The sequence below is a fragment of the Bacillus sp. HNG genome (assembly GCF_003400205.1).
Lineage (GTDB): Bacteria > Bacillota > Bacilli > Bacillales > Bacillaceae_L > Ferdinandcohnia.
The window spans coordinates 540,656-566,555 of the sequence record NZ_QUQV01000002.1; the positions used below are offsets into that span (position 1 = coordinate 540,656).

Sequence of the window (25,900 nt, forward strand, 5' to 3'; positions counted from 1 at the left end):
TGTCAGCACTTCCTCGAAAATGCGGTGCATTTTCTTCGTGCGATGCTTATGCTGTCGAAGCCTTCCTTGTCCTGTGCAAGTCCGACAAGCATAAGAAAATCCGGCGGAGAAGGATGCATTTTATCCTTCTTGACGGATTGGCTTATGACCTCGAGGGGCTAGGCTGCTTGCGCTAGACACGAAAAATATATTAAAAATAGCGCTACATATATTAATACGAACAAGAAAAAATTTTATGAGCATACAAATGGATTTTTATTCACCAATGGGGAACAGCAAAAAACACTTTGTACAATTAGTTTTTTAAGAATTCATTGATTCGGTTTGTTAATTCGGTTCTGTCATAGGTGCGGTATAGATTACTTGCAAGACGAATTGGGTCACCGAAGAAAAATCGCTCGTATAAGGTTTGTCTAGAACCGAATGCACTGATACAAAGATCCCATGCAAGTCTAAAAAGCTTTACTCTATCATATGCATTCGCGTTAGCAGCCTGTAAATATTGATCAAGGTCAGCTCTTCTCTCACTTACAAAGTCTTTTTCTGTTGGAATGGAAACGAGGCCACTTGCACCTAGTAGCTGTAAAATCTCAGTAAAACGTGGGTATAGACGAGGGTATAAATTAATTGCACTGTATAGAGGATTAATTGCAGGGGCCATTGTACCCCATTTATCCATTTTTGCTTGAATTTCCGATGTTAACAATAATGCTTTCATCGTCTCTAGCCCTATTATAATTTCACTGATTTTTTCTTGAACATGCTGATATCCACCAATGTCAATTGTATCAACCAAAGCTTGAGCAACCCCTAGCAAACTTTCCGTTTTTACAACCTGTCTAGAAATAACCTGATGTAGGACCAATGGAAAAAAGCTAGTTTCCGCATACATTTTATTGGCACAATCAATACATCCATTCATAAAGATCCGTTCCCGAGGAACATGAACATGATTGAAAACGATGATCGTATCCATTTCTTCAAACCTTGAACTAAGGGGGTGATCAAAGGTCGACTCTCGATATGCAAATGATTCTCTGCAAAGAAAAGTTAGTCCCTTCGTGTTACTCGGAATCGAAAAAGCAAAAGCATAGTCTTCATTAAATAAATGACCACCTGATGGAAAGACGATTAATTCATCTGTAATACCACCTTGAGTAGCTAGCAATCTTGCACCATGAATAACAATCCCATCTTCTTTTTCATCAATAACCTTTGCTGCTATTATATTATCTTCGTCATCCGTATGGAAAAGAGAACGGTTTGTTTGTGGATTGATAAAAGTGTGGGTAAATGAATAATCCTTTTCACACGCTTCCTCATAAAACTTGCGGAGATTTTTCACAAACTCCGGATTATTAGCAGAAAATAAATCCGCAGCAGCACTAATCGCCATTAAAGAGGTATTCATATAATCAGGGGAACGCCCCATCATTCCAAGTGTGCTTTTTGCCCATGTTTGAATCATCAGACGTCTTTTTTCTAAATCTTCTTTCGTCTTTGGTTCTAAATAGGAAGTACCAATTTGGCTACCTGTTTTAGGAGAGGTAAAAGTCATAATGTCTTGGATTGATGGATCGCATTGCAGGTCATAAAGCTTTGCTTGACTCTCTACGACTCCACGGAAAGCAGGATGTTCAGAAATATTCCCCCTCACCTTCTCCCCCTCAATCCATATATCAGACTGAAGTTGATTAATTCTATCAATATACTCTTTACCAGACATTGCCATATATTCCGACACCTCCACAGGATACTAACCTAAAATATGCTCATTCTTATGGTCATGTGAGACCATTTTTAATCAGTAAACTGTGGAAGTTTGGATCGTCGGATAATTATAGGGTGGCAATGGCTAGAGTGCATGTATTAAACTACAGCGGATTAGCGAACGTATTCTAGGATGTCGGTGTACATTCTTGAATGATAGTACATACCAAATTGTAAACCACGTTCAATCATTTTCTTTTGGTCTCCTTCGTAGCTTAGAGCAACGACTTCATAAATTTCGTTGGCATGCTGAACATCAAGCACCTCATGGTCAGTAAAATGTATAAGCGATTTGTTTTCACTTCCATAATTACTTTTTGCAAATTGACCAACCAATGGAGACACTCGAGCAACAATTTCTTCAATCACACCTAATGCCGCTAGACCTTCTAAATAGTGGTAATGTAAACATAAATCGGTCAATCCACGATTATAGGCAATGACTGGAATGCATGGTTCACTTTCTTTTATTTCTTCCTCTGACACACCAATCCCTTTTAAAAACTCTTTATACGTCTGGCTATGAACATATTTTTCATTCATTTTTCCATGCTCTTCAAACAAGTTTTCAACCAGCGGCATCCTCATCCGGTAATCTGACATATTTGTTAAAATAGCGGATAAAAAACGCGGAAAATAAAGAACAACGTGGTAAATTTGAAGCGCAATTTCTTTTCGTTGTTCGTTAGAGAACTCATCGTTATTGATAGCCACAAACAACGGATGCTCTTCAATTTTCTTTTCTTGAAACATACGATCTGTCACTTTCTTTAACTCTACAAATTTCTCCATGATCAAATCCCCCTAAATAAGTGTTAATTCATGAAAATCCATTGAAAGGTTTGCTGGGATATCTCCATACACAAACGTCGTTGATGTCAGTTTTATATAAAATGGATTGGTTCTAAAATACTGAGCTTCATCAATCGATACTCCAAAAAACAAATAGCTGTACTCTTGCTTAAACTTGTTTTGAATATAGGAAATAAACTCCCGTTGATAGTCTTGTGGTTTTTCCTTCGCAGCGAAAAACGCCATATAACCATGCCGAAATGCCTCATCTTGATTTGGGAATGGTGGACAATTTGCGATCCTACAAAATAAATTTACGATTCTGAACGAAAAAGGAAGTTTACTAGACAGCCTAAGCTTCCGTGCATTGGATTGGTTCACAAGCTTGCAAATGGCTAGGCACTCCTCGTTGTTATCGTCCTTTATCACTAAAAACACTCCATTTTCTCTTAAAAACATTTGTTTTCCACAAGGTGCAAAAGCTTGTGTCCTTGCCAGTTTTTTATAAACACCCCATGCTTCTTCCCCGTCAATTTCGCTGATATGAAATCTGCTATTGCGATATTTCAGAAACATCGGTACGCCAATATGAAGGGTTCCAGCTATTTCAACTCCACCAGGAAGGAGGCCGCTTCCTTTTGTCATTGAAATTTTGTTTGTGTTGCTATCAAGTACGGTGGAAAACATCCATTTCACGGTTCCTTCATTTCGATAAAAGGTCAATAAATGTTCTGCTAAGCGATAAAAAGCAAAGGTACGATGATAGTCAGGATGAATCCTTAGATCATTTACGTAATACACTTTTTCACACCTTTGATTGAGTACCCGCTTTTGCTCACTCACCGCGACACAACCAATTAACTCTTTTTCCCGAAACAATCCAAAATGCCTTGTCACTCCAAATTCCTCTGATAAGCCAAAAAAATGGGGTGACCGGTCAACGTAGAAGAGATCACTTCCCGTATTTGTCTCTTTCGATAATTGGAGTAATTGCTGGTGATAAGAATCATCTAACTCCCTAAATTCATAGGTCATACAAATTGCCCCACAGTTATTTTTTGATATAGCATTGAACGCTCTAACCCTTCACAACGCTCCGATAGTTCCTCATCACAACTAAATTGCTTCATAAAGTCTTCCGGCAATTGACTCGTACTGAGCATATTTCGGAACAAAACGATAGCTTTAGCTGATTTGGCCGGTAAAATTCCATTGCATAACAATTCTTTTCCCTTTACATCCGCCCAATCAAATACATTGGACAAATAAAATGCATCAATAGAACGTTCCTTACGTAAAAGCTCTTGAATACTTACAGGATGTATGGCAAGTTTATCGGTATTTCTTTTTGCAACTTCATACCCTTCCTTAGATAAATAAAATGGAACTCCCTCGTCTTCCTCATACAGATAGGAAGAAAACAAAATCTGAGATAAAAAGTAATTATTATAAATGGGCTTCGTTTTCACTTCTTTTTCAAACTGACTCAAAAAGAATTCGGCAAAATCATTTTCACTTGCATTGGCAAACATATAGCTCGGAAAGAATTGTAGATGGGTTGTTTTACTTAATAGTATTTTCGCTGCAGTCTTCCATTCAGATGTAGTCAAATATTTTTCATAAAACGCTTGCTGTTCCTCAAGATTTTTTGAAGTAAACAGTTCTCTCCAAACAGATTCGTCATAGATATTCCGACAAACATTCTCCCCTATGAATCTATAAAAGCGTTCATTTACACCAATATAATTCATTCCTTTTTCAATATCTTGAGAATGCTGCTGCCAATATTCCCTTGCATAATCAGGTAAATCATTGGCTATTGCTTCAAACATTTGAATTCGGTCTTGGCAAGGGGTTTCTCCAATAAAAGCGAGAAACTCCTTCAACGGAAAATTGTTTATGGCAGCTTTTTTGAGCTCAATTAACGCACACTGTGCTGGATTTATATCGACACAAAGCACTTGATCAACCGAGTCATTTAGGATGGAAAATGCCGTGCATCCTCCCGAGCCTATCACTAGTATTTTCTTCGGTTTTGCTATTTTTGAAATCTCCCTTTCTACTAAACTATCCTCTCTAATTTGCGAAAAATAGAGTTTAGACACCGTTTACAATCCCTCCTTCAAAAAAATTTAGCATTTCTTTTTTTCCTTCCTTCCAATTGGCCATCCTTTTTATTCCCTGTTTTAGTTGAAGTTTAAACTCATCGCGTGGATTTTGTTCTGCCGGTACGTAAGAATATAAAACAATATTCATTCCATGCGAAAAATCAATTTTTCTTGAATGGAGCCATTTCTCTAGTGTGGAATGAGTAGGCCGATATTGATACAGTGATTCCTTTGAGTAAGTAATCATTCTATCAACATCAAGGTTATGAATATGAGAAAGCTTTTTGTGATAAATTCGAACATTATCTTTGATCTCTTCCGGAGCCTGAACATCGTGAAATTTTGGATAAGCATAATCCTCAAATAAGGCTTTAAAAAGGAACAACACCTCCGGATTCTCGATTTCAGCAAGCAGATGGATCTTCCGTCCTTGATTCTCTTCCATGATCACTTGGAGATAAGTCAAAAAAAGGTCACGAAAACAACTCATTCTCGAAAATAAAGGCCCAAAGTATATAAACTTTTCATCATTCTGTTCGAAGGTTTGAATAAGTTGAAATCCGAAGAGATTCTGCCTACGTCTTAAACAAATAACTTGCTCATATATCACAAATCTTGAAAGAAGATATTCTTCCTTGACTTTACACACTCGCTTTGATAGCGATATCATTTCTTCTTTCTGTTCTATAAGTAAATCCTTTGTAAAAAATCTTTCCATATTAAATGCTTGTGCCATACATCTTCACCAGCCAATCCATAACGTGTAATTTTACACTTTTCTATTTAGTGTAATTTTACACTATTCAAGATTAATTTCAAGTATATTTCCTTAATTTTCTATAGATAATAAGATAATCGAGTTTATTTTTGCACCACATAAATACAGTTGTATTTTTCAGAGAAACACCTAGTAAACTTTTTATTACATTTTTGTAAAGTTTGTAAATTTGTTATTGTAAATTCGACAAAATTAGATAAAAATATTCTTTGTGTGCTTATCAATTCATTATTGGAGGAACAATCTCATGTTCGGAAACAAGAAAAAAGATGTATTTTTTGATGCACTTACATCAATCTCGGCTAATGTTAAGGAAGCCGCGGACTATTTTGTACAATTTAAAATTAAAAATGTAAGTGATCTTAAAGAGTTTTCCATTGAAATGAAAAATTATGAAAGAAAAGGCGATGATGTCATTCACGGATTAATTACGGAACTCAATAAATCATTCATCACTCCGATTGAGCGTGAGGACATTCTTCAGTTAGCAATGAAAATGGATGATGTGTTAGATGGAATGGAGCAATGTGCTGCACGTTTTGAAATGTATTCATTAACGGATACGGACGAATATATGACTTCTTACGCTGATTTCATTCATAAAAGCACAATTGAAATTTATCATGCAATCGAACTTCTTTCGAATAAGAAACTATTAGATATGCGTAAACATGCCATTAAAATTAATGATTATGAATCACAATGTGATGAAATCTTACGAGTTTCAATCAAACAGCTTTTCCAAACGGAAAAAGATCCAATTAAGATTATCCAGGTTAAGGAGATTTATGAGATTCTTGAAGGCATTTCTGACTTCTGTGAGGATGTTGCGGATACGCTAGAAACCATCATTATGAGAAATGCATAAAGGAGAATCTTATTAACATGGAGAGCTTACTTTTTTTTACAATATTAATTGTTTTCTTTGCATTAGCATTTGATTTTATTAATGGATTCCATGATACAGCTAATGCCATTGCTACAAGTGTATCAACGAAGGCACTTCCGCCAAAAATAGCCATTGCATTGGCAGCATCAATGAACTTCCTTGGTGCTATTACCTTTACAGGTGTAGCCAAAACCATCACGAAAGATATTGTCGATCCATTTGCCATTGAGAATGGATCAATTGTCATTCTTGCAGCACTTCTCTCAGCAATTGCATGGAATTTAATTACTTGGTATTACGGAATTCCAAGTAGCTCATCACATGCGTTAATTGGTTCGATTGCAGGTGCAGCCATTTCTGCTGCTGGTTTTGGAATTTTAAACTACAGTGGTTTTATAAAAATACTAGAAGCACTCATTCTTTCACCGTTTATTGCATTAGCGGTTGGTTTTTTAATGATGAGCCTATTTAAAGTCCTTTTTCGAAATTCGAATCTTTATAAAACCAATAAAGGTTTTCGAACCTTTCAAATTTTTACAGCCGCCCTTCAATCCTTTACCCATGGAACGAATGATGCCCAAAAGGCAATGGGTATTATAACGATGGCATTGATTGCTGGAGGCTTTACGACCTCAACTGATATTCCATTATGGGTAAGAATTGCAGCAGCGACAGCAATGGGGATTGGTACATCGATTGGTGGCTGGAAAATCATTAAAACCGTTGGCGGAAAAATTATGAAAATCCGCCCAATCAATGGTGCTGCAGCAGATTTATCTTCTGCCTTGATTATTTTTGGCGCAACGTATATTCATTTACCAGTTAGTACGACCCACGTTATTTCATCTGCGATTATGGGTGTTGGTTCGGCCCAACGTGTAAAAGGAGTGAAATGGGGAGTAGCTCGAAAAATTGTCCTTACATGGATTATTACACTACCCATTTCAGCAGCTTTGGCGGCCCTTATTTATCAAATTATTAACTTGTTTTTTTAAAAGGTGGCAAAAGCTGCCTTTTTTTATTGTCAAAATAAATGATTAAGTTTATAATATATTTAAGATTACTTAACTATTTATATATATTAACTTTAAAGGATGATTAATCATGGATATTAAAGCATATATGAAGGAAACGTTTAACCTACTGGATGAGGTTAATTCCCTCTTACTTAAGGAATTTGAATCGATTTTTCATTATGACATCACCACCAAACAATCCATCGTTCTTCATCATGTTCATCAAACTGGAACCATTACAGTAAATGAATTAGCACAGCTTATGAATATATCAGCAAGTGCGGTCAGTCAATTGCTTAACAAATTAGAAAATGAACATTACATTAAAAGGGAGATTAACCCAAACAATCGTCGTGAAATTCTCATTTCTCTCGGTTCTAAGGGAATTGAATTATATGAGGAAAGCGAAAAGATTGATCAGAAAATTATGGAGAAATATTACTCAAAGCTTACAGAAGAAGAAATGATACAATTCAAAGCAATCGTAAAAAAACTTCATACGATTATTACAAATTCGAATGACGATTTACAGGATTAAGGGGGACTTTATATGGCGTATTCACAAAAAAAGAACAGGTCCATTTATATTTTTCTAATCCTTGCTCTTTTAGTTCTTGGTTCAAACTATACAGTAATGGTCATTCAGCCTTTTGAGCCTGTTACGGATACATTGATACTCGCATCCCTATTTGATTTAACAATTTTATTACCGCTCTTTTTTTATTTGTTTGTCGTTCGAAACCGTCTCTCTATCATTACACTTCTCCCGGTTGTAATTGCTGGTTTTTGGTTTGCATTCTTCATTGTTCCCCATCATGATTTAGTCATCTTTGAATATGTGAAATACGGAATATTTGCACTTGAAGGTCTCTTTATTGCCATTGAGCTTTTTCTTGCAGCAATTTTATTACGTAAAATTCCTACATTATATAAAAATTATAAAACGCAAAAAGAAATCAATTATTATTATCCTCCTGCAATGCGTATGGCGATGAACAAAACGTTTGGAACGAGAAAATTAATCGATATTCTCGTATATGATTTTTCAATCTTCTATTATGGCTTCTTTTCCTGGAAGAAAAAATGGGAAGATAGAAAACATCTTCATTCATTTACAATCCACACCAATTCAGGTTACTTTGGTCTGTTTATCATGCTCGTCCATGCGATGGTAATAGAGGTGATTGGGGTTCACTTTTTAATTGCACATTTCTGGAGTCCAACTGCTGCTTGGATATTTACCGCGTTAGATTTATATGCGTTACTTTGGATTATTGCCGACTATCAGGCTGTGCGCCTTTCACCAATTGTCATCAACGATCACAAACTTTTTGCCCAGGTTGGAATTAGACGTGAAATAATCGTTGATTTAAAAACCATTAAATCGATACAACCAACCATTACGGGTAAAAAGGAAAGAACTCGAGAAAAACAAAGCTTTTCCATTACATTGCCAAACTTTTTTGAAGAGGATCCACAATTCGAAATTGAATTAACAGAACCAGCTTTAGCAAACCTCCCTTTTGGATTAAAAAAAGAAATGACGAAACTTTATGTAACGGTTGATGATAAAGAAGCATTTTTACAGGCTATTAATCGCAATCTTGAAGACACCAAAACTGACCATGAATAGAAACACCTAAAACCCGACTAGGCTTATTTTGTCGGGTTTTATTTTTTGATAGAAGACGTATCCTGGAGGCTAGTCTATTCTTCTGTTTTTTTAATATACATGTAGAAAGGCTTTCTTTAAGGATGTGAGTAGGATGAAGTCGTTTATTCATCGGCGGAAGACCTTGTATCGAGCGTTGATTTTTATCGTTGTGTATCTTAATACGTTATTAACATTCGCCATTCTATATATTTTGTTGGACTTACTTGATCTTGGTGCGGTGCATGACCATTACGCATCTGATTCTCATCAGGAGCAATCACTTGATGTCGTAACTCGATCCTTGTATTTTAGTGCCATAACCCTTTTATCGGTTGGATATGGCGATGTCACCCCATTTGGAATTTCACGGGCTGTTGCCATTGTTGAGGCACTGATCGGATATTTGTTACCTGTAGTCATTGTCATTCAATTTCTCCCTCCATTCCGAAATACGGAAGGGGAAAATTTTCCGTATGATTAAAAATGAGCTAGCCTATTTTAGGTTAGCTCATTTTACTTTAGAATGGTTGTTCATCTTGAGCCATTTCAACTAGGTGTCCGGCTTTTTCTATTTTCGTCCTCAAATATTTTCGATTAAAATCAGAGACATCTCCCCAGATTGGCATTCGCTCAGAAACATTCATTCCGGCATCTTTTAAGGCGTTCATTTTTTTCGGATTATTGGTTATTAATGAAACGGGTTTGCTCCTTAATGTTTTCAGCACGCGAATGGCATCATCATAATTTCTGGCATCGTCCTTGAACCCTAGTTGAATATTGGCTTCAACTGTATCCAAGCCATTCTCCTGAAGAATATAGGCCATCGCCTTACTAAATAACCCAATCCCACGCCCCTCATGATTTGCTAGGTAAAACAAAGCCCCTGCCCCGTGATCAACTATGATTCTCATCGATTGTTTTAATTGATATCCACAATCACAGCGTTTACTACCAAAAATATCACCTGTGTGGCATATACTATGCATCCGAATTAAAGCCTCATCTGCATTTTCGAAATCTCCATATATTAAAACACTGGATTGCTGCCTCTCAGCAAGGTTGGTAGACGAAAGCTTTTCAATGATTCGATTTGCATCAAGTGTCACTTCATCACATAGCAGCCAACAATACCAGTTGAAAAGGACAGTCTCCCCATCTAAATTTACAGGAAGCTTGATGGGTCCAACTAAATATATGGCTTTATCTTCTCTTTCAATAAGCTGTATTTTCTCTTGTAAAATGGAAACAATTTCTTTAGATATCACGTAATAGTCCCCCTACTTCAATTCGTTACGGTTAGTTTTTGATTTTTATATGGGAAATATCCTATTCAATAAAATTGTTTTAAGCTATCCACTTGCTTTTTTAATGAAAAAGGTGATATAGTTACCTAGGTAACTAATTTGTGAAAGTATATGCATTGAGGTGATTTTATGCAGACAGGTCATGAGCTGTTTCACGCAGTGCATCAGTTGTCACGTCAGCTTACAAAACATGTGAATGAAACGTTGGAACCTTTCGGACTATTTAGCGCACAATGGTCCGTTTTATTTGTTTTAAAAACAATAGGGACCTCAACACAATCTGAGCTATGTGATTATTTAACTGTTGAAGCACCACCAATGACAAGAAACATTCAAAAGCTTGTTAAGCTTGGATATGTAAGGCAAATCCAAGGAATAGACAAACGCACAAAACAAATTGAACTAACTGAAAAGGCATTAACTGAGTTTCCAGATTGGGAGCAAGCCATGATTGAAATGAATGAAAGGTTAGTTAAAAACTTCCCAAAAGAATTACAGGACCAGCTTCAGGAGCTTTTAAACCAATGGTTCCATCAGATTACCAAATAACAACAGGAGGAGACAGTATGGGGAAACAAAAGCTTTGGACGAAAGATTTTCTTAATCTTTCTTTAAGTAATTTCTTTGTTTTTTTGACGTTTTATTATTTATTGGTTACATTACCGGTTTACACATTAAATGATCTAGGTGGAAATGAGTTAGAGGCCGGCCTCATGATTACAGTCTTTTTATTCTCCGCCATCATCATCCGTCCATTTGCGGGACAATGGCTTAATACCATCGGAAGAAAGAAAGTCCTTTCTCTTTCCTTACTTATTTTCATGATTTCATCACTTTTTTACTTTTTCACTCCATCCATTTATTCCGTTTTACTCTTACGTTTGTTTCATGGAATTGGATTTGGAATGGCAACAACAGCTGCTGGTGGAATCATCGCAGACATTATCCCGGATACACGTAAAGGTGAAGGTATGGGATACTTTATCATGTCAAACAACCTAGCTATGGTCATTGGTCCATTTTTAGGGTTAACACTTATGAACCAATCAGGAATGGATAGCGTATTTATCGTTGGTGCGATTTGTGCCATCCTTGCATTAGTGACAGGTTATTTTGTTAAAGTACCTGCAAGAGTGCAAGAAAAAGCAACACAAGAAAAAGCAGTGAAAACAAAATTATCTTTCGGAGATCTTTTTGAGGTTCCTGCCATAAAAATCTCAATTGTCGGTGGATTATTAGGGATTGTGTATTCCTCCCTATTATCTTTCGTTTCTGTATATGCACAGGAAATTGGATTGTTAGAAGTTTCAAGTTTCTTTTTCATGGTGTATGCGGTTGTACTTATCCTCTCTAGACCATTCACTGGAAAATGGTTTGACCAATATGGCGCAAATAAAATAGTCTATCCTTCGATTGTGGTATTTGCAATTGGAATGCTATTCCTTGGAACTTCATCAACTTCCTTTACGTTTTTAGTAGCAGCTGCCTTAATCGGCTTAGGCTGGGGAACGTTATTTCCAAGCTTCCAAACAATTGCAGTTCAAGCTGCGGCTCCAAGACGAAGAGGTACAGCGACAGCTACTTTCTTATCCATTTATGACACAGGTATCGGTTTAGGATCATCCGTTGTCGGCCTTCTAAGTGCGAAAATTGGGCTTGGGACGTTTTATTTCTTTAGCGGCTTCTATGTGCTATTAGGTATTGTGCTTTATTATTTTCTTCATGATCGAAACACAAAGGCAGTTGTACAAACAAAACAAACTTATAACCAAACATCAGAAACAATGTAGGATAAAAAGGGATTCCTTTTTATCCCTTTTTTAAGCAAAAAATTAGATTGGCATGCAGCTAAAGGGTATAATTATCATTGAATACTATTTTACATAAAGGAGTGATTGTACAATGTTTGATGTTGTGATTGTCGGAGCTGGCCCTGCTGGTGCGAGTGCAGCTTTATTTACTGCAAAAGCTGGAAAGAAAACATTACTTTTAGATAGTGATAAAGGCATGACTAAACGTGCATGGGTTGAAAACCATTATGGCGTGATGGAAATTGAAGGTCCAGATTTAGTGGAAACTGGACAAAAACAAGCAGCAAAATTTGGTGCTGAAGTTGTTCAACAAGCCGTTACTTCTGTCGAAAAAACTGAAAACGGTTTTAAGGTCGTTACTGAAAATGGTGAGCACGAAGGAAAATACGTTATTTTTGCGACAGGCGCTTTAACTGATGTTGCTGCAGCAGCTGGCGTTGCGACTAAAGAAGGTACTGAGCCTCGTATTAAAACCGTTCTTGATGTGGATGCATCCGGTAAAACAAATATCGATGGCATTTGGGCTGCGGGTACTTGTGCAGGTGTAAGTGTTCATACCATTATTACAGCTGGTGACGGTGCAAAGGTAGCAATTAATATTATCAGTGAAATGAATGGCGAACGTTATGTTGACCATGACGTATTAAAAAAATAAAAGCATATAAAATAGCCAGGTTTCGTGAGTGAAACCTGGCTTTCTTACGTTAATAGTAGAATACCTATAAAGGCAGAAATGGTACATATAATCGTTGATGCTACTATGTATAGGTAAGCTTTCTTTAATTGTTTACTTAGAAATAATTGAATGGCCTCATATCCAAATGTCGAAAACGTCGTAAAAGCCCCACAAAAACCTACTCCCAACAATAACCAACACCACTTAGGAAGGATTTGGATTTGGTTCATCCCTGTTAGTATTCCTAATAAAAATGATCCCATGATATTTATGTATAAGGTAGGATATGGGAACGCGTTTCCGGTCTTTTTTCCAATCCATATTCCCGCCAAATATCTACTTGCAGCCCCCACTGCCCCTCCGATGCCTACTAGTATTATCAAGATTCCTCACCCATTTTTCGTAATTTAGCCAATTGATAGCCAACAAATGAAAGGAATAGTCCTACAAACAGGCTTAATATAACATATAATAAGGCTATCGCGATATTTCCTTTCTCCAATAAGTGAACCACTTCAACTGAAAAAGTAGAAAAGGTGGTGAATGATCCAATAAAGCCTGTCCCGAACAACAGGGATATTTTCGGATTTACATTTTTACGAGTAGCAACAAACGTTAATAACCATCCTAAAAAGAAACAACCAATTAAATTGACGGTTAAGGTACCCATCGGAAAACCATTTGGAACAGGTACCAATTCACCAAGTAAATAACGGCAAATCGCCCCAAGAAATCCACCGATCATGACAATAAGCACATTCATCCAATCACAGCCCTTAGTTTATGGTTACAATATTATATCATTTTAAATGTGTTCCTTGATAATTTGAAACTATTTTTACATAAATACGTAATAGACAATAGGGATTAAATAAGAAAGAGGTATGTAAATGGAATCCAAACAACTACTTGAAGATGAATTAACGAAGATAGAAGCTTGGGAAAAAAGCCAAAGTGGATTATGGTTTTGGGAACGAATCGGTCGAATTCCTTTTAAAATACTTGATAAACTAACCCCAAAGTTTATACACGAAAAAATAGGTCTACTCCTCGACGAAATTGGCAGCTATATTCAAACCGGTGGTAAATATCTCATTCAAGAAAAAGCGATTTTAAATCTTGTTGAAAAGAAAGCCAATTCTCAGGTTGAAAGTATCTTAGATATTGAGAAACTTCCGCTTCAAGCCATAATCGAAGCGAGTCAAGAGCATGCCGAAAAATGGACAAAGGTGGCAACACTTCAAGGAGCAACGACAGGAATCGGAGGTATTTTTACACTTGCAGTCGATATCCCCGCCTTGCTTGGGATGTCATTAAAAACACTTCAAGAAATAGCCATTATTCACGGATATGATCCTAACGAAAAAAATGAACGGATCTTTATTATAAAATGTTTACAATTTTCTTCTGCAGATGTTGTTGGAAAGCAGGCAATCTTAAAGGAACTTTCCACTTTTTATCACGGCAGAAGTTCTTCAAATGAAATGATGTCGCAACTACAAGGATGGCGTGAAGTTGTGTATACGTATCGCGATCAATTTGGTTGGAAGAAACTTCTTCAAATGATACCCATCGCAGGGATTATTTTCGGAGCTATCTCTAATCGGTCAATGATCCAGGATTTAACCGAGACTGGTAATATGTTATACCGCAAACGAAGAATCCTAGAGAGATTACAAAACGATGCTGCAACTGTGGCGCCCCATTTATAGGGCGTCTTTTTAGTACAACCTTATCCTTAGTGTGCACATTTTTAAAAAAATCCGAATAAGATGTAAGGAGACTACTAAAAGGAGTTATCAGCTTATGAAATGGAAAAATTACGGATTATGGGTCTCTCTTGCATCAATTTTATATATGGTGTTAAAAGATTTAGGTATGCAAATCGATTTAACGACGTGGGAAACGTATGTGACAGCTATTATCGGATTTCTTGCCGCACTAGGGATTATTTCTAACCCTGATAAAGGGAGAGGATTTTTCGATAAGATTCCTGATTCACCAACAGAAGCCCTTACACAAGTTGCGGAACAACTACAAAATCAAAATGAGCCATCTTCAAGCCAACAAAATATACCACAACAAAATCATTATCCAGGTCATGTTCAGCAATCACAAGGATACCCTCAGCAACAAATGAGCGTCAACCAACCACAACAATATCAAAATGGACAACTAAATGACTCGTACCCAGCAAATATAGAACAAAATGAGTATCAAGATTACCAGGATCAGCCGATTGACCAGCAAAACTATTCCAATCAAAACGTTGACACCTATTCACAAGAATTCGAACCAACACAGGTTCAACCTGAAGTGAATGCACCAGTTAATCAACAGGCAGAACCATCATTTCAAGAGCAATCACCTGAAAACAATTCCTTTGATAGAACCAATATTCATGGTATGCCAGCACCTCCAAATGAACATATGTAAAGAGCAAAAAAGCACCTGCATTTTACAGGTGCTTTTTCTTGAGGAAAATTCGATGAATAATTAACTGGGAATTATAAGAAAATATGTATATAGAAACTGAAGTGTGGTGGATAAAACGAATGTGAAGGCAGTAGAACGTATTTTTTGGAGTATCGCATTACCGGGGTTCGGACAATTATTAAATAAACAATATGTGAAAGGACTTACCTTTATTTTCTTAGAGTTCTTGGTCAATTCCTGTGCAAATTTTAATGAAGCTATCATGCTTAGCTTCTTAGGTGAAACCCAACAAGCACTAGGATCTATTGATTATGGGTGGCTCATGTTTTACCCCTGTCTTTACTTCTTCGCCATGTGGGATGCTTTTAAGGAAGCTGGTGGTGGAAAAGCACCCTATTCCTTCTTACCCTTTGCCTTCTGTGCCTATTGTGTGACAGTCGGTTTAATGGTAGCACCGAAAGCAGTCTTTTTCGGAATCACATTTGGGCCAGTCTTTTTTCCAATGATTTGTGTTATACCGGGGATTGTGCTTGGATTACTCATAAGAAAGATTATCCTAACCTTAGGTAAAGAAGACGCTTTGGCGTAAATACATAAACAAAGGTTGCTTTATGTAAAAAGCAACCTTTATCATTTATCCCGCAGTAACTTTTAATAAAACCTAGTTTTACGTGTCCTCAACCTTATTGATTGACCACTTTATCAAGAGCGCCTGGCGTCTTATAAACAGCTAGTTTCTCAACTAATTTATTACTTTCTGTATTTAAGCCTTTAATGTTTACTTTTACACCATTTTGGTGGTATTTAATAACGATCTTATCAATTGCGCCTACCGCTGAATCATCCCAAAGATGGGCATTTGATAGGTCTAATTCAATTTCTTTCACATCTTCTTTATAATCAAAGCTATTTACAAAATCCGTAACGGATGCAAAGAACAATTGTCCTGAAACATGGTACACCTTTTTATGTGAATCCTTTGCAGATAGACTTGTAACTCTTACTTTTGAAATTTTAGAAGCAAAGAAAATAGCACTTAAAATGACTCCAGCTAAAACACCCTTTGAAAGGTCGTGAGTTTGTAACACTGTTATAACTGTTACAATCATTACGATTGTATCCGTAACAGGAACTTTGTGAATGGTCCGTAATGAAGACCAATCAAATGTTCCAATACAAACCATGAACATAACCCCTACAAGAGCAGCCATTGGAATTTGGACTAAGAAGTCCTTTAATACTAAGATTAAGACCATCAAGAACGTACCGGCAACAAACGCAGAAAGTCTTCCACGGCCACCTGATTTTACGTTGATTACGGATTGTCCAATCATCGCGCAGCCAGCCATTCCTCCAAAGAAACCAGAGACAATATTCGCAATCCCTTGCCCACGTGCTTCTTTATTTTTATCGCTTTCCGTATCAGTCATATCGTCAACAATGGAAGCCGTTAATAAAGATTCAACTAATCCAACAATGGCGATGGATAGAGAATATGGAAAAATGATTTTTAATGTTTCAAAATTCAGTGGAATATCAGGCAATAGAAAAATTGGTAATGTTGATGGGAGTTCACCCATATCCCCAATCGTACGTACTCCACTATTTGTCATGACTGCAACAATCGTCATAACTACAATCGCAACCAAAGGTGATGGAACAGCTTTTGTAAAGCGCGGGAAGATATAAATAATCGCTAATGCTCCTGCTACCATGGCATACATTTGCCATGATTCACCTGCAAAATGCGGCAATTGAGCAGCAAAAATAAGGATCGCAAGTGAATTCACGAAACCTGTCATAACGGAACGTGGAACAAACTTCATGAGTCTTCCCAGCTTTAGCACACCCATGATTATTTGGATAATCCCCGTTAAAATCGTTGCAGCCAGTAAATATTGGAGACCGTAATCGGCAACCAATGTTACCATTAACAACGCAGTTGCGCCGGTTGCAGCAGAAATCATACCAGGTCTTCCCCCAACGAACGCAATTGTTACTGCAATACAGAACGACGCATATAACCCAATCATAGGGTCAACTCCTGCAATCAGTGAAAAGGCAATTGCCTCTGGGATAAGTGCAAGCGCAACGACGATCCCTGCAAGAATATCTCCTCGTATATTTCCAAACCATTCAGTTTTAAATGTTGATTTATTCAAATCAGCACCTCTTTCTATGTTTTTGTTGACTTTCAACTCTCATGAAAGTCGGGTCCGTTGTGAACAAATCATAGTATAACTGATTGGTGCCGTTCTGTGAAACATTGGTGTAAACGCGAACAAGTTATATTATCTTCTCAATTCTCTTTGTTTCTTTTATTTTCACCATAGCATGATGATTAACGTAAAACCTTTATGGAAGTTTTTAGATTCCTGCCCAAAACAAAAGGCAGTTAGTCCTTTTCCGTGAAAAGTCTAACTGCCTTATTGGCTATAAATTATAGTGTTAGTTCTAAAATCTGATTATATGTACGTAAAGTAAGCTGAGGGTCTGGATCTACGTGTTGTCTTTTTGGGACATCAAAATCTGTCAGTACAAAATGATGTTTTGCATCAATATCATGTCTTGCTAAAATATGCTTACAGCATGCGAGTGGACAACCGTCAATGGCTATGATATCACGCCCGGATTTTGCCGTTTTAACAAGGGGTTTGACATCACCACCAACACCTGCAATGCATGACATTTCAGCAACATTGTCGCGGTCCATTTTTATCGCAATTGTATTTGCGGTTTGTGCAGCCGATGAACAACCTGAGCATGAGTACACTAAAGGTGAATTTTTTCTATCCAATTTTATTCCCTCCTGATTTTCATTCTATTGTAGTTTAATTTTTCCTTTAAATCTGTGAAGAAGGTCACTTTTGCAAAATTTTCACATACAAAAAAGCCACCTAAAGGTAGCTTTTTTGATTTAGATATATTTCCTATGAACCGATTTTCCATCATACGTAAACACCACTGTTTTATTCTCCAAAACGGTTTCCATGTGGACGGGTCTGCCCCAAAGCTGGTGAATGTAAGGCAGTACTTTTTCTAGATATTTTAAGTCCAACTCAATGTCTTCATACCAGTGTTTTAGGTAGAGCTCCCCACTTTTTAAATAATCGCCATCATTGACAGTAATATACGGGAATCCACCATTTACCCTCATATTTACAAGCTGATCGCGAACCTGCTCCCACTGCTTATCAATAATTTTATAATCACGACCTTGTTTTTGGAACAGATACATATCTTCACGAAACACTAAATCCTTCGTTAAATAATTTCGTATGAATGAAATATCGGACTCAACTTCGCGGACTTCGAAGATTTTATCACGCCCTGATCCTGGTTTGACACCGCGCTCCAACATCTCTTTTGTTGGATTATCATAGCGTTCTTCAATATCCTCAAATATTTTCAAACCTAAATAATATGGATTAATACTAGTTTTTGATGGCTGCACAACACCTGCATTAAGCTTAGCAAACTCAATCGCTTCATCGGACTTTAAATCCATTTCTCGAATAATCCGTTGGTGCCAATACGAAGCCCAGCCTTCGTTCATGATCTTCGTTTCGAGTTGTGGCCAGAAATAAAGCATTTCCTCACGCATCATCGTTAAGATATCGCGTTGCCAATCCTCAAGCTCTCGGCTGTACTGTTCAATGAATAAAAGAAGATCCTTTTCAGGGTGGGGTGGGAATTTCTTTTTCTTTCGAGTAATCTGCTTCTCATCTGTTGGTTTTTTATCCAAGTTCCATAAATCATCATAAGGAGACGACTTTCGTTTTACTTCTTCCTCTTCCTTATCCTCGAGACTCCATGCAAGCTTTGGTCTCATAAGAGATGGGTCGATATGCTCTTGGATCGCCAATACAGCATCTAAAAAGTTCTCCACCTCAAGTTTACCGTATAGATGCTCATAATGTTTTACCCGCTCAGCTGTTGCAGCCATGCTTTCGACCATATCTCGTTTTGTATTGCTAAAACGAAAATTATTTTTAAAGAAATCACAGTGAGCTAGTACGTGAGCGACTATTAATTTGTTTTGGATGAGGGAATTAGAGTCAAGTAAAAACGCATAACAAGGGTCAGAATTGATGACGAGCTCGTAAATTTTACTTAAACCTAAATCATACTGTAGCTTCATTCGATAAAATTGCTTTCCAAAACTCCAATGGGAAAAACGCGTTGGCATTCCGTAAGCCCCAAATGTGTAAATGATATCAGCAGGACAAATTTCGTATCTCATTGGATAAAAATCAAGCCCAAATCCTTCTGCAATCTCTGTAATTTCATCAATTGCATACTCGAGCGCCTGACGGTCCGAATCTCTCACAGTTGATCTCCCCCTTTTCGTCCTTATCACAATTTATGAGGAATCTGTCAAAATGATGAATGGGGGATTTCAATGTCATATGTTTTTAACGTAAAATGGCCACGAAACCCGTGGCCATTTCTCCTATTTCACTTCCTCAATACTTAAGGATAAAAGGGATTCTGTTTGCGGATTAAACAAGATCATGACTTTCGCAGTAAACGTACGATCTTTTGTTTGGATTCTTAATTCAAACGTATCCTTTGATTGCCTATCCGTGATTTCTTCTCGTCCTTTATATTGATAATCACTAATTCTACTGTCCGGATAATTTAATTTTGCCAATTCAACTGCAATCTTACCCCATTTTTCATAGTCTGTTGGCATTGGTTGTTCTTGTTGTGGTGGTTTTTGAGGTGGTTTCTGTTGCGCACTTACGAAACCGCCACCTACAAAAAGGAACATACTACAAAAAATAGGTATCCATACTTTTTTTATCACTGACATTACCTCCTATGTAAAAATCAGTTGTATTTTGCGCTTTTCTAGAAGAAATTAATCATTTTATTTTTATCCATGATAAAAAGGTTTCTCATTTATGTATTCATAATTGTTTTGGCTGCTTGTCCAAGATTTACACCGAGAAAAATCTTGTTTTCTCCACAAACTATAATCAACTCCTAAAGAGGAGGGAAAAGCAGTGAATACCGTAGACTACGACAAAGCACTTTACTACACGCATCGTTCTCAGTGGGACAACCTTCTTATCTTAATGGTTCGTACAAAGGATGATTTCCTTTCAAAAAAAATCGAACACTTTTTACATGCTTATAATTTTGAAAAAGACTATTCGATCATCGAACGACAGTTATATTCTTTACTCCGCTATATCGACCATGCATCTTCAGAAAGCATGGAAGAATTAGCTGCACATATGTAAGTGGGGATGTATTTTTCCCCACTTATTACAAAAAAACAAGACCCATGGGGCCTTGTTTTTATTTTAAAGTGTTATGAACTTGTTCCATGACATCAGAAGAAATGTCTTTTAACACATTTTGGCTATCTGTTAATGAATTTCCTTTAACACCAAAGTAAAATTTCACTTTTGGCTCAGTACCAGATGGGCGTAAGCAGAACCAAGAACCATCTTCGAGGAAGTATTTTAACACATTTGATTTAGGAAGCTTAATTTCCTCTTTTTGACCTTCTTCCACATTTGTGCGTACACTTTCCTTATAGTCCTCAATGCGAATGACCGTACGACCAGCAACAACGGTTGGTGGCTGATTACGGAAACTAGCAAGGAGACTATTGATTTGTTCGGCACCTTCTTTTCCTTTCAATGTTAAGGATTCAAGGCCTTCACGATAATAGCCGTATTTCTCAAAAATTTCCATTAAGCCTTCATACATCGTCATGCCTTTGTTTTTATAATACGCACAAACTTCAATCGCTAATAAAGCAGCTTGGACAGCGTCCTTATCACGAACAAAGTCCCCAATTAAGTAGCCATAGCTTTCTTCATAGCCAAATTGGAATTTGTATTCCCCTGTTTTTTCATATTCCTTGATTTTTTCACCGATAAATTTAAAGCCTGTAAGAGTATCAATTGTATTTAGACCAAATGATTTAGCGATTTCACGTCCAATTTCAGACGTTACGATTGTTTTAAGAACAACTCCATTTTCAGGAAGGATTCCTTGCTTTTTCTTTTCAGACAAAACGTAGTGAAGTAAAATGGCGCCTGTTTGGTTCCCCGTTAAAACGACATATTCACCTTTGTCATCTTTCACAGCAACACCTAAACGATCCGCATCTGGGTCCGTTCCGATCAAAATGTCAGCATCAATTTTTTTCCCTTCTTTAATCGCAAGTTCGAATGCTGCATGTTCTTCAGGATTAGGTGATTTAACTGTCGAGAAATTTGGATCTGGAAGTTCTTGTTCTTTCACAACTGTTACGTTCTCGTAGCCAAATGCTTTTAGACCGTTTCGAACTGGTTTGTTAGCCGTTCCATGAAGTGGTGTAAACACAACTTTTACGCCTACTTGTGAAAGCTCAGGGTGAAGCGAAATTGTTTTTAGTTTTTCAGTATAGGCATTATCGATTTCTGTACCAATGATTTGAATCAGTCCAGAAGCCTTTAATTCTTCCTCACTGCCGACCTTTAACTCAAGCTCATTTTTAATGGCATTTACTTTTTCAATCACCATATCTGCTGCTTCAGGTGGTAGTTGTCCACCATCTGAACCGTAGACCTTATAGCCATTATATTCCGGTGGATTATGGCTCGCTGTCACTACGATTCCTGAAAATGCATTTAGATGACGAACAGCATATGAAAGTTCCGGTGTTGGTCTAAGTTCATCAAAGACATACGTTTGAATTCCTTGTGAAGCTAGAGTTTTCGCTGCCTCCATTGCAAATTCAGGTGATTTATGACGAGAGTCAAATGCAATTGCAACCCCACGACGCTTTGCTTCTTCTCCGTAAGATTCGATAAAAGCAGCTAGCCCTGCAGAAGCTTTCCTTACTGTATATATGTTCATACGGTTTGTTCCTGGTCCGATTTCTCCACGCATTCCACCAGTTCCAAACTCGAGATTTTTATAAAAGCAATCTTCAAGTTCTTTTTGATTGTCCTTCTTTTCAAGTAATGCATTCTTGATTTCTTGATCTAACCCCGGCATGTTCAGCCATTGGTTATATTTTTCCATCCAGCTCATATACAATGAACCTCCCGTTTTCAGTTGTAAACTTAATGTTGATTTTATCTTCTACCTATTCTATATAAAATCCTGTTCATTTCCAATTTATTTTACCATAGAATGTACAATTTCGATTAAAAATGAAGAAAAAGACTAGCTTTTAACGAGATATTTACAATAAGTTGCGGTCTACCACCAATTGATTTTCACTCATTTAAGAATCCGATTCACTAGCACATCCCAGAAAAAAACAGACGGATTTCTCCGTCTGTTACATATCTTCGCCACTTGGCTCGGTTGCGTCTTTAATATAGGACTCGACCTCAGCTTCGTATCCTTCTTTTTCATTTTCAGTCCAGTTAAAACGTTCCGCCATGTATGCCACAATCTGTTTTTTCCAGTGGTTCACCCACTCGATATTGAAGAACATGGCACCGGTTCGACGAATGAGGAAATCAATTGGTTTAGTAACCATTTCATACTGCAGTCCATATTCAAGGGATGCAAGGATTGAAAGTGGAAGACCTGTTTCATTTGCTTTTTCCTTAGATTCGGCCATGATCTCTTTCATAATATCAATGTTTGAACCATATAATCGTGTTAGTTTTTCGGCTTCCTCGTGAGTGAACTGGAACTCTTTTACTAACAGCTCTACTTTCTCAGAGACAAACCCTGGATATTTTTTTGAGCCGCCAACATTTCCACCAGATATCGCAATATCCTTTGTTTGACAAAGTTTTAAATCAGCCGTAAAACCTTCTTCCGCTAAAAGCTTGCCTACTTTATCTACCACGGTTTCAGCCATTTTTCGGTAGCCGGTTAATTTTCCACCTGCGATCGTAATTAAACCAGAATCAGAAACCCAGATTTCATCCTTACGCGAGATTTCAGAAGGATCCTTTCCTTCTTCATAAATCAGTGGACGTACTCCAGCCCAACTTGATTCGATATCAGAATCCTTTACTTTTACAGTTGGAAACATGTAGTTAATAGTATTAATCAAATAGGTACGGTCCTCAGCGGTTACTGTGGGATGAGCCGTATCTTTGTCATAAAATGTATCTGTAGTTCCAACGTATGTCTTTCCGTCACGCGGGATCGCAAATACCATCCGGCCGTCTGGAGTGTCATAGTAAACGGCTTGTTTTAATGGGAACTTGGATTGGTCGATTACTATATGGACACCTTTGGTGAGCCTTAATACTTTGCCTTTTTTTGAATTATCCGCTTCACGCATTTTATCAACCCATGGCCCTGTTGCATTTACAATTTTCTTTGCAAAAATTTTATATTCTTTACCAGTCAATTGGTCAACTACGTGTACACCTTTTACTTTTTCATTTTCATATATAAAGGATTCTACCTTGGCATAATTGACCGCTTTTGCCCCTTCTTCAATGGCCTTTTTCATGACCTCGATTGTCAGGCGTGCATCATCTGTACGATACTCAACATAGTATCCGCCGCCTTTCAGTCCTTCCTTCTTAATGAGTGGTTCCTTAACTAGTGTTTCCTCTGCATTTAACATCGATCTTCTTTCTGACCTCTTTACTCCTGCTAAAAAATCGTAAACACGAAGCCCGATGGATGTTGAAAATTTTCCAAATGTACCTCCCTTATGGAGTGGCAGGAGCATCCACTCAGGTGTTGTTACATGTGGACCATTCTCATATACAATCGCTCTTTCTTTTCCTACCTCGGCTACTAAACCGACTTCAAATTGTTTTAAATAGCGAAGACCGCCATGTACAAGCTTTGTAGAACGGCTGGATGTCCCGGCTGCAAAGTCCTGCATTTCAACTAGAGCCGTTTTAAGTCCGCGAGTTGAAGCATCAAGTGCAATTCCAGCACCCGTGATTCCTCCACCAATAATGAATAAATCCTGAACCTCTTGTTCCATCCCCGCTAAAATAGAACTTCTATCTAACCCTGAGAACTTCGTCATAATCTCCACTCCTTAAAAGAGGTAGAAAAAAAGAGACCACAAAAGACATTGCACAATCGTGACAATGCTTCTGCGGTCTCTCCCAATCTCCTACCGAATGATTAACTTATCTTTATTATAGCATATCTTTATTTAAATACCATAGCTGCATGTACTGCTTTTTTCCAGCCGCCATATAATTCTTCACGCTTATTTTCACCCATTTTTGGTTCGAAGGTTTGGTCAATTGCCCATTGACTTGAAATTTCAGATTGATCCTTCCAATAGCCGACTGCTAGGCCAGCTAAATAAGCAGCACCCAATGCAGTTGTTTCATTAATGACGGGTCGCTCCACAGGCACTCCTAGAATGCCACATTGAAATTCCATAAGGAAGTTGTTTTTTACGGCCCCACCATCGACACGTAGTTTCTTCAAAGAAATGCCGGAATCGGCTTCCATTGCTGTCAAGACATCCTTTGTTTGGTATGCCAATGATTCCAAGGTGGCACGAATAAAATGTTCCTTTGAGGTCCCACGGGTGAGACCAAAAACAGCTCCGCGAACATCACTATCCCAGTAAGGTGCCCCAAGTCCTACAAATGCGGGAACGACATAGACCCCATCGGTTGATTCGACCTTCTGGGCATAGCGTTCACTTTCTTTTGCATCTTTAAACATTCGGAGTCCATCACGAAGCCACTGAATCGCTGAACCTGCGACAAATATACTTCCTTCTAAAGCGTATTCAACTTTACCGTTAATTCCCCATGCGATTGTTGTCAATAATCCATGTTTAGAAGGAACTGCTTTTTCACCCGTATTCATCAGCATAAAGCAGCCTGTACCATATGTGTTTTTTACCATGCCTTTTTCATAGCACGCTTGCCCGAAAAGAGCTGCCTGCTGGTCTCCCGCTGCGCCTGCAATCGGTACCTCTTGACCAAAGAAATGGAAAGGCGCTGTCGACGCATACACTTCCGATGATGGACGAACTTCAGGTAGCATCGACTTTGGAACATTTAAGTGCTCCAATAGCTCATCGTCCCATCTTAATTCATAAATGTTGTACATCAATGTCCTGGAAGCATTTGAATAGTCCGTAACATGAGCTTTTCCGCCGGAGAGCTTCCAAATTAACCATGTGTCGATCGTTCCAAATAACAACTTGCCTGCTTCAGCGTTTTCTCGTGCACCTTCTACGTTATCTAATATCCATTTTACTTTTGTACCTGAAAAATACGCATCAATTAATAGACCTGTCTTATTTTGAAATGTATCACTTAATCCTTTTGTTTTTAGCTCTTCACAAATATCAGCTGTTTGACGGGATTGCCAAACGATCGCATTGTAAACAGGCTGACCTGTTTCTTTATCCCAAACTACCGTGGTTTCACGTTGGTTTGTTATCCCAATTCCAGCTATTTGCTCTGGTTTTACATTTGCTTCTGATAGAACAGAGGCCACAACTGCTAAAATCGATCCCCAAATTTCATTCGCATTATGCTCCACCCAGCCTGGCTTTGGGAAAATCTGTGTAAACTCTTTTTGTGCCACATGCACGATTTCTCCTTTTTGATTAAACAAAATGGCCCGTGAACTTGTGGTACCTTGGTCTAATGAAAGTATGTATTGTTCCAACTGATTCGCCTCCCTAAAACTTTTCCTAAGATAAAATTAACACGCTTACATACATTTGGCTACCTCGGTAAGCAGGATTTTT

General features: G+C 37.7%; 27 protein-coding genes. 12 read left to right on the forward strand and 15 right to left on the reverse strand.

Annotated elements, in window-relative coordinates; all coding sequences use genetic code 11:
* Positions 1-295 precede the first annotated feature (295 nt).
* From hpaB to DZB84_RS05975, 5 genes are all read right to left on the reverse strand, one after another.
* A complete protein-coding gene (hpaB, locus tag DZB84_RS05955) occupies positions 296-1,732 on the reverse strand; it encodes a 4-hydroxyphenylacetate 3-monooxygenase, oxygenase component (protein ID WP_116351338.1) in 1,437 nt (478 codons plus the stop codon).
* Between the two features lie 152 nt (positions 1,733-1,884).
* Positions 1,885-2,562 carry an iron-containing redox enzyme family protein gene (locus DZB84_RS05960; RefSeq protein WP_116351339.1) on the reverse strand — a complete coding sequence of 226 codons (678 nt, stop codon included), beginning with the start codon at positions 2,560-2,562 and terminating at the stop codon, positions 1,885-1,887.
* Positions 2,563-2,574: 12 nt separating this feature from the next.
* On the reverse strand, positions 2,575-3,597 hold the full coding sequence (locus tag DZB84_RS05965; protein ID WP_116351340.1) for a GNAT family N-acetyltransferase: 1,023 nt from the start codon (positions 3,595-3,597) through the stop codon (positions 2,575-2,577).
* Positions 3,594-4,667, reverse strand: a complete 1,074-nt coding sequence (locus DZB84_RS05970) for a DUF3419 family protein (protein ID WP_116351341.1) — start codon at positions 4,665-4,667, stop codon at positions 3,594-3,596. Before DZB84_RS05970 ends, DZB84_RS05965 begins: the two co-directional genes overlap by 4 nt.
* Positions 4,660-5,406 (reverse strand): hypothetical protein, encoded by a 747-nt coding sequence (locus tag DZB84_RS05975; RefSeq protein WP_116351342.1) that lies wholly within the window; start codon positions 5,404-5,406, stop codon positions 4,660-4,662. Before DZB84_RS05975 ends, DZB84_RS05970 begins: the two co-directional genes overlap by 8 nt.
* A 289-nt stretch (positions 5,407-5,695) precedes the next feature.
* On the opposite strand from DZB84_RS05975, the gene DZB84_RS05980 reads away from it, so the two are divergent.
* From DZB84_RS05980 to DZB84_RS06000, 5 genes are all read left to right on the forward strand, one after another.
* Complete coding sequence (locus DZB84_RS05980; protein WP_116351343.1) at positions 5,696-6,316, forward strand: DUF47 domain-containing protein; 621 nt, start codon at positions 5,696-5,698, stop codon at positions 6,314-6,316.
* Between the two features lie 17 nt (positions 6,317-6,333).
* Positions 6,334-7,332 carry an inorganic phosphate transporter gene (locus DZB84_RS05985; protein ID WP_116351344.1) on the forward strand — a complete coding sequence of 333 codons (999 nt, stop codon included), beginning with the start codon at positions 6,334-6,336 and terminating at the stop codon, positions 7,330-7,332.
* A gap of 109 nt (positions 7,333-7,441) precedes the next feature.
* The gene (locus DZB84_RS05990) at positions 7,442-7,891 is read left to right on the forward strand and encodes a MarR family winged helix-turn-helix transcriptional regulator (RefSeq protein WP_116351345.1); all 450 of its coding nucleotides are present in this window, start codon (positions 7,442-7,444) and stop codon (positions 7,889-7,891) included.
* Positions 7,892-7,903: 12 nt separating this feature from the next.
* Positions 7,904-8,986 carry a hypothetical protein gene (locus tag DZB84_RS05995; protein ID WP_116351346.1) on the forward strand — a complete coding sequence of 361 codons (1,083 nt, stop codon included), beginning with the start codon at positions 7,904-7,906 and terminating at the stop codon, positions 8,984-8,986.
* Positions 8,987-9,119: 133 nt separating this feature from the next.
* Complete coding sequence (locus DZB84_RS06000) at positions 9,120-9,488, forward strand: potassium channel family protein (protein ID WP_116351347.1); 369 nt, start codon at positions 9,120-9,122, stop codon at positions 9,486-9,488.
* Positions 9,489-9,525: 37 nt separating this feature from the next.
* Here the strand turns inward: DZB84_RS06000 and DZB84_RS06005 are convergent, their stop codons facing one another.
* Entirely contained in the window at positions 9,526-10,272 is a 747-nt protein-coding gene (locus tag DZB84_RS06005) for a GTP cyclohydrolase II (RefSeq protein WP_116351348.1), read from the reverse strand.
* A gap of 168 nt (positions 10,273-10,440) precedes the next feature.
* Here DZB84_RS06005 and DZB84_RS06010 point away from each other — a divergent pair, with 168 nt between their 5' ends.
* The 3 genes from DZB84_RS06010 (at position 10,441) to DZB84_RS06020 (ending at position 12,777) form a co-directional block, all read left to right on the forward strand.
* Positions 10,441-10,860 carry a MarR family winged helix-turn-helix transcriptional regulator gene (locus DZB84_RS06010; RefSeq protein ID WP_116351349.1) on the forward strand — a complete coding sequence of 140 codons (420 nt, stop codon included), beginning with the start codon at positions 10,441-10,443 and terminating at the stop codon, positions 10,858-10,860.
* A 17-nt stretch (positions 10,861-10,877) separates the two neighbouring features.
* Positions 10,878-12,101 (forward strand): MFS transporter, encoded by a 1,224-nt coding sequence (locus DZB84_RS06015; RefSeq protein WP_116351350.1) that lies wholly within the window; start codon positions 10,878-10,880, stop codon positions 12,099-12,101.
* A 112-nt stretch (positions 12,102-12,213) separates the two neighbouring features.
* A complete protein-coding gene (locus DZB84_RS06020; protein ID WP_116351351.1) occupies positions 12,214-12,777 on the forward strand; it encodes an FAD-dependent oxidoreductase in 564 nt (187 codons plus the stop codon).
* A 44-nt stretch (positions 12,778-12,821) separates the two neighbouring features.
* Here DZB84_RS06020 and crcB (DZB84_RS06025) read toward each other — a convergent pair whose 3' ends face one another.
* A complete protein-coding gene (gene crcB / locus DZB84_RS06025) occupies positions 12,822-13,181 on the reverse strand; it encodes a fluoride efflux transporter CrcB (protein WP_116351352.1) in 360 nt (119 codons plus the stop codon).
* A complete protein-coding gene (crcB, locus tag DZB84_RS06030) occupies positions 13,178-13,561 on the reverse strand; it encodes a fluoride efflux transporter CrcB (protein WP_116351353.1) in 384 nt (127 codons plus the stop codon). Before crcB (DZB84_RS06030) ends, crcB (DZB84_RS06025) begins: the two co-directional genes overlap by 4 nt.
* A 127-nt stretch (positions 13,562-13,688) precedes the next feature.
* Here crcB (DZB84_RS06030) and DZB84_RS06035 point away from each other — a divergent pair, with 127 nt between their 5' ends.
* The 3 genes from DZB84_RS06035 (at position 13,689) to DZB84_RS06045 (ending at position 15,823) form a co-directional block, all read left to right on the forward strand.
* Positions 13,689-14,510, forward strand: coding sequence for an EcsC family protein (locus DZB84_RS06035; protein ID WP_116351354.1), 822 nt, complete (start codon positions 13,689-13,691; stop codon positions 14,508-14,510).
* A 94-nt stretch (positions 14,511-14,604) separates the two neighbouring features.
* Complete coding sequence (locus DZB84_RS24835; protein ID WP_189655160.1) at positions 14,605-15,234, forward strand: hypothetical protein; 630 nt, start codon at positions 14,605-14,607, stop codon at positions 15,232-15,234.
* A gap of 121 nt (positions 15,235-15,355) precedes the next feature.
* Positions 15,356-15,823: a hypothetical protein gene (locus DZB84_RS06045; RefSeq protein ID WP_116351355.1), complete on the forward strand. Its 468-nt coding sequence runs from the start codon at positions 15,356-15,358 to the stop codon at positions 15,821-15,823.
* 94 nt (positions 15,824-15,917) lie between these two features.
* Here the strand turns inward: DZB84_RS06045 and DZB84_RS06050 are convergent, their stop codons facing one another.
* The 4 genes from DZB84_RS06050 to DZB84_RS06065 all read right to left on the reverse strand — a co-directional run bounded on the left by DZB84_RS06050 (position 15,918) and on the right by DZB84_RS06065 (position 20,044).
* Positions 15,918-17,396 (reverse strand): SulP family inorganic anion transporter, encoded by a 1,479-nt coding sequence (locus DZB84_RS06050; RefSeq protein WP_116351356.1) that lies wholly within the window; start codon positions 17,394-17,396, stop codon positions 15,918-15,920.
* Positions 17,397-17,674: 278 nt separating this feature from the next.
* Positions 17,675-18,031 (reverse strand): putative zinc-binding protein, encoded by a 357-nt coding sequence (locus DZB84_RS06055; RefSeq protein WP_116351357.1) that lies wholly within the window; start codon positions 18,029-18,031, stop codon positions 17,675-17,677.
* 120 nt (positions 18,032-18,151) lie between these two features.
* Positions 18,152-19,564 carry a SpoVR family protein gene (locus DZB84_RS06060; RefSeq protein ID WP_116351358.1) on the reverse strand — a complete coding sequence of 471 codons (1,413 nt, stop codon included), beginning with the start codon at positions 19,562-19,564 and terminating at the stop codon, positions 18,152-18,154.
* Between the two features lie 123 nt (positions 19,565-19,687).
* Positions 19,688-20,044, reverse strand: coding sequence for a DUF3889 domain-containing protein (locus DZB84_RS06065; protein WP_189655161.1), 357 nt, complete (start codon positions 20,042-20,044; stop codon positions 19,688-19,690).
* 199 nt (positions 20,045-20,243) lie between these two features.
* Between DZB84_RS06065 and DZB84_RS06070 the strand changes: the two genes are divergently transcribed.
* Positions 20,244-20,483: a YhdB family protein gene (locus tag DZB84_RS06070; RefSeq protein WP_116351360.1), complete on the forward strand. Its 240-nt coding sequence runs from the start codon at positions 20,244-20,246 to the stop codon at positions 20,481-20,483.
* 58 nt (positions 20,484-20,541) lie between these two features.
* Here the strand turns inward: DZB84_RS06070 and DZB84_RS06075 are convergent, their stop codons facing one another.
* From DZB84_RS06075 to glpK, 3 genes are all read right to left on the reverse strand, one after another.
* On the reverse strand, positions 20,542-22,272 hold the full coding sequence (locus DZB84_RS06075; protein WP_116351361.1) for a phospho-sugar mutase: 1,731 nt from the start codon (positions 22,270-22,272) through the stop codon (positions 20,542-20,544).
* 253 nt (positions 22,273-22,525) lie between these two features.
* The gene (locus DZB84_RS06080; protein WP_116351362.1) at positions 22,526-24,199 is read right to left on the reverse strand and encodes a glycerol-3-phosphate dehydrogenase/oxidase; all 1,674 of its coding nucleotides are present in this window, start codon (positions 24,197-24,199) and stop codon (positions 22,526-22,528) included.
* Positions 24,200-24,327: 128 nt separating this feature from the next.
* Complete coding sequence (gene glpK / locus DZB84_RS06085; RefSeq protein WP_116351363.1) at positions 24,328-25,818, reverse strand: glycerol kinase GlpK; 1,491 nt, start codon at positions 25,816-25,818, stop codon at positions 24,328-24,330.
* Positions 25,819-25,900 lie beyond the last annotated feature (82 nt).

Coding starts and splice junctions, on each gene's coding strand:
- DZB84_RS06000 (WP_116351347.1), top strand. CDS start 9,120: ATGAAGTCGTTTATTCATCGGCGGAAGACCTTGTATCGAGCGTTGATT.
- DZB84_RS05965 (WP_116351340.1), bottom strand. CDS start 3,597: ATGACCTATGAATTTAGGGAGTTAGATGATTCTTATCACCAGCAATTA.
- DZB84_RS06020 (WP_116351351.1), top strand. CDS start 12,214: ATGTTTGATGTTGTGATTGTCGGAGCTGGCCCTGCTGGTGCGAGTGCA.
- DZB84_RS24835 (WP_189655160.1), top strand. CDS start 14,605: ATGAAATGGAAAAATTACGGATTATGGGTCTCTCTTGCATCAATTTTA.
- DZB84_RS06080 (WP_116351362.1), bottom strand. CDS start 24,199: ATGACGAAGTTCTCAGGGTTAGATAGAAGTTCTATTTTAGCGGGGATG.
- DZB84_RS06075 (WP_116351361.1), bottom strand. CDS start 22,272: ATGAGCTGGATGGAAAAATATAACCAATGGCTGAACATGCCGGGGTTA.
- DZB84_RS05960 (WP_116351339.1), bottom strand. CDS start 2,562: ATGGAGAAATTTGTAGAGTTAAAGAAAGTGACAGATCGTATGTTTCAA.
- hpaB (WP_116351338.1), bottom strand. CDS start 1,732: ATGGCAATGTCTGGTAAAGAGTATATTGATAGAATTAATCAACTTCAG.
- DZB84_RS05995 (WP_116351346.1), top strand. CDS start 7,904: ATGGCGTATTCACAAAAAAAGAACAGGTCCATTTATATTTTTCTAATC.
- crcB (WP_116351353.1), bottom strand. CDS start 13,561: ATGAATGTGCTTATTGTCATGATCGGTGGATTTCTTGGGGCGATTTGC.
- DZB84_RS06010 (WP_116351349.1), top strand. CDS start 10,441: ATGCAGACAGGTCATGAGCTGTTTCACGCAGTGCATCAGTTGTCACGT.
- DZB84_RS05980 (WP_116351343.1), top strand. CDS start 5,696: ATGTTCGGAAACAAGAAAAAAGATGTATTTTTTGATGCACTTACATCA.
- DZB84_RS05985 (WP_116351344.1), top strand. CDS start 6,334: ATGGAGAGCTTACTTTTTTTTACAATATTAATTGTTTTCTTTGCATTA.
- DZB84_RS06035 (WP_116351354.1), top strand. CDS start 13,689: ATGGAATCCAAACAACTACTTGAAGATGAATTAACGAAGATAGAAGCT.
- DZB84_RS05990 (WP_116351345.1), top strand. CDS start 7,442: ATGGATATTAAAGCATATATGAAGGAAACGTTTAACCTACTGGATGAG.
- DZB84_RS06015 (WP_116351350.1), top strand. CDS start 10,878: ATGGGGAAACAAAAGCTTTGGACGAAAGATTTTCTTAATCTTTCTTTA.
- DZB84_RS05975 (WP_116351342.1), bottom strand. CDS start 5,406: ATGGCACAAGCATTTAATATGGAAAGATTTTTTACAAAGGATTTACTT.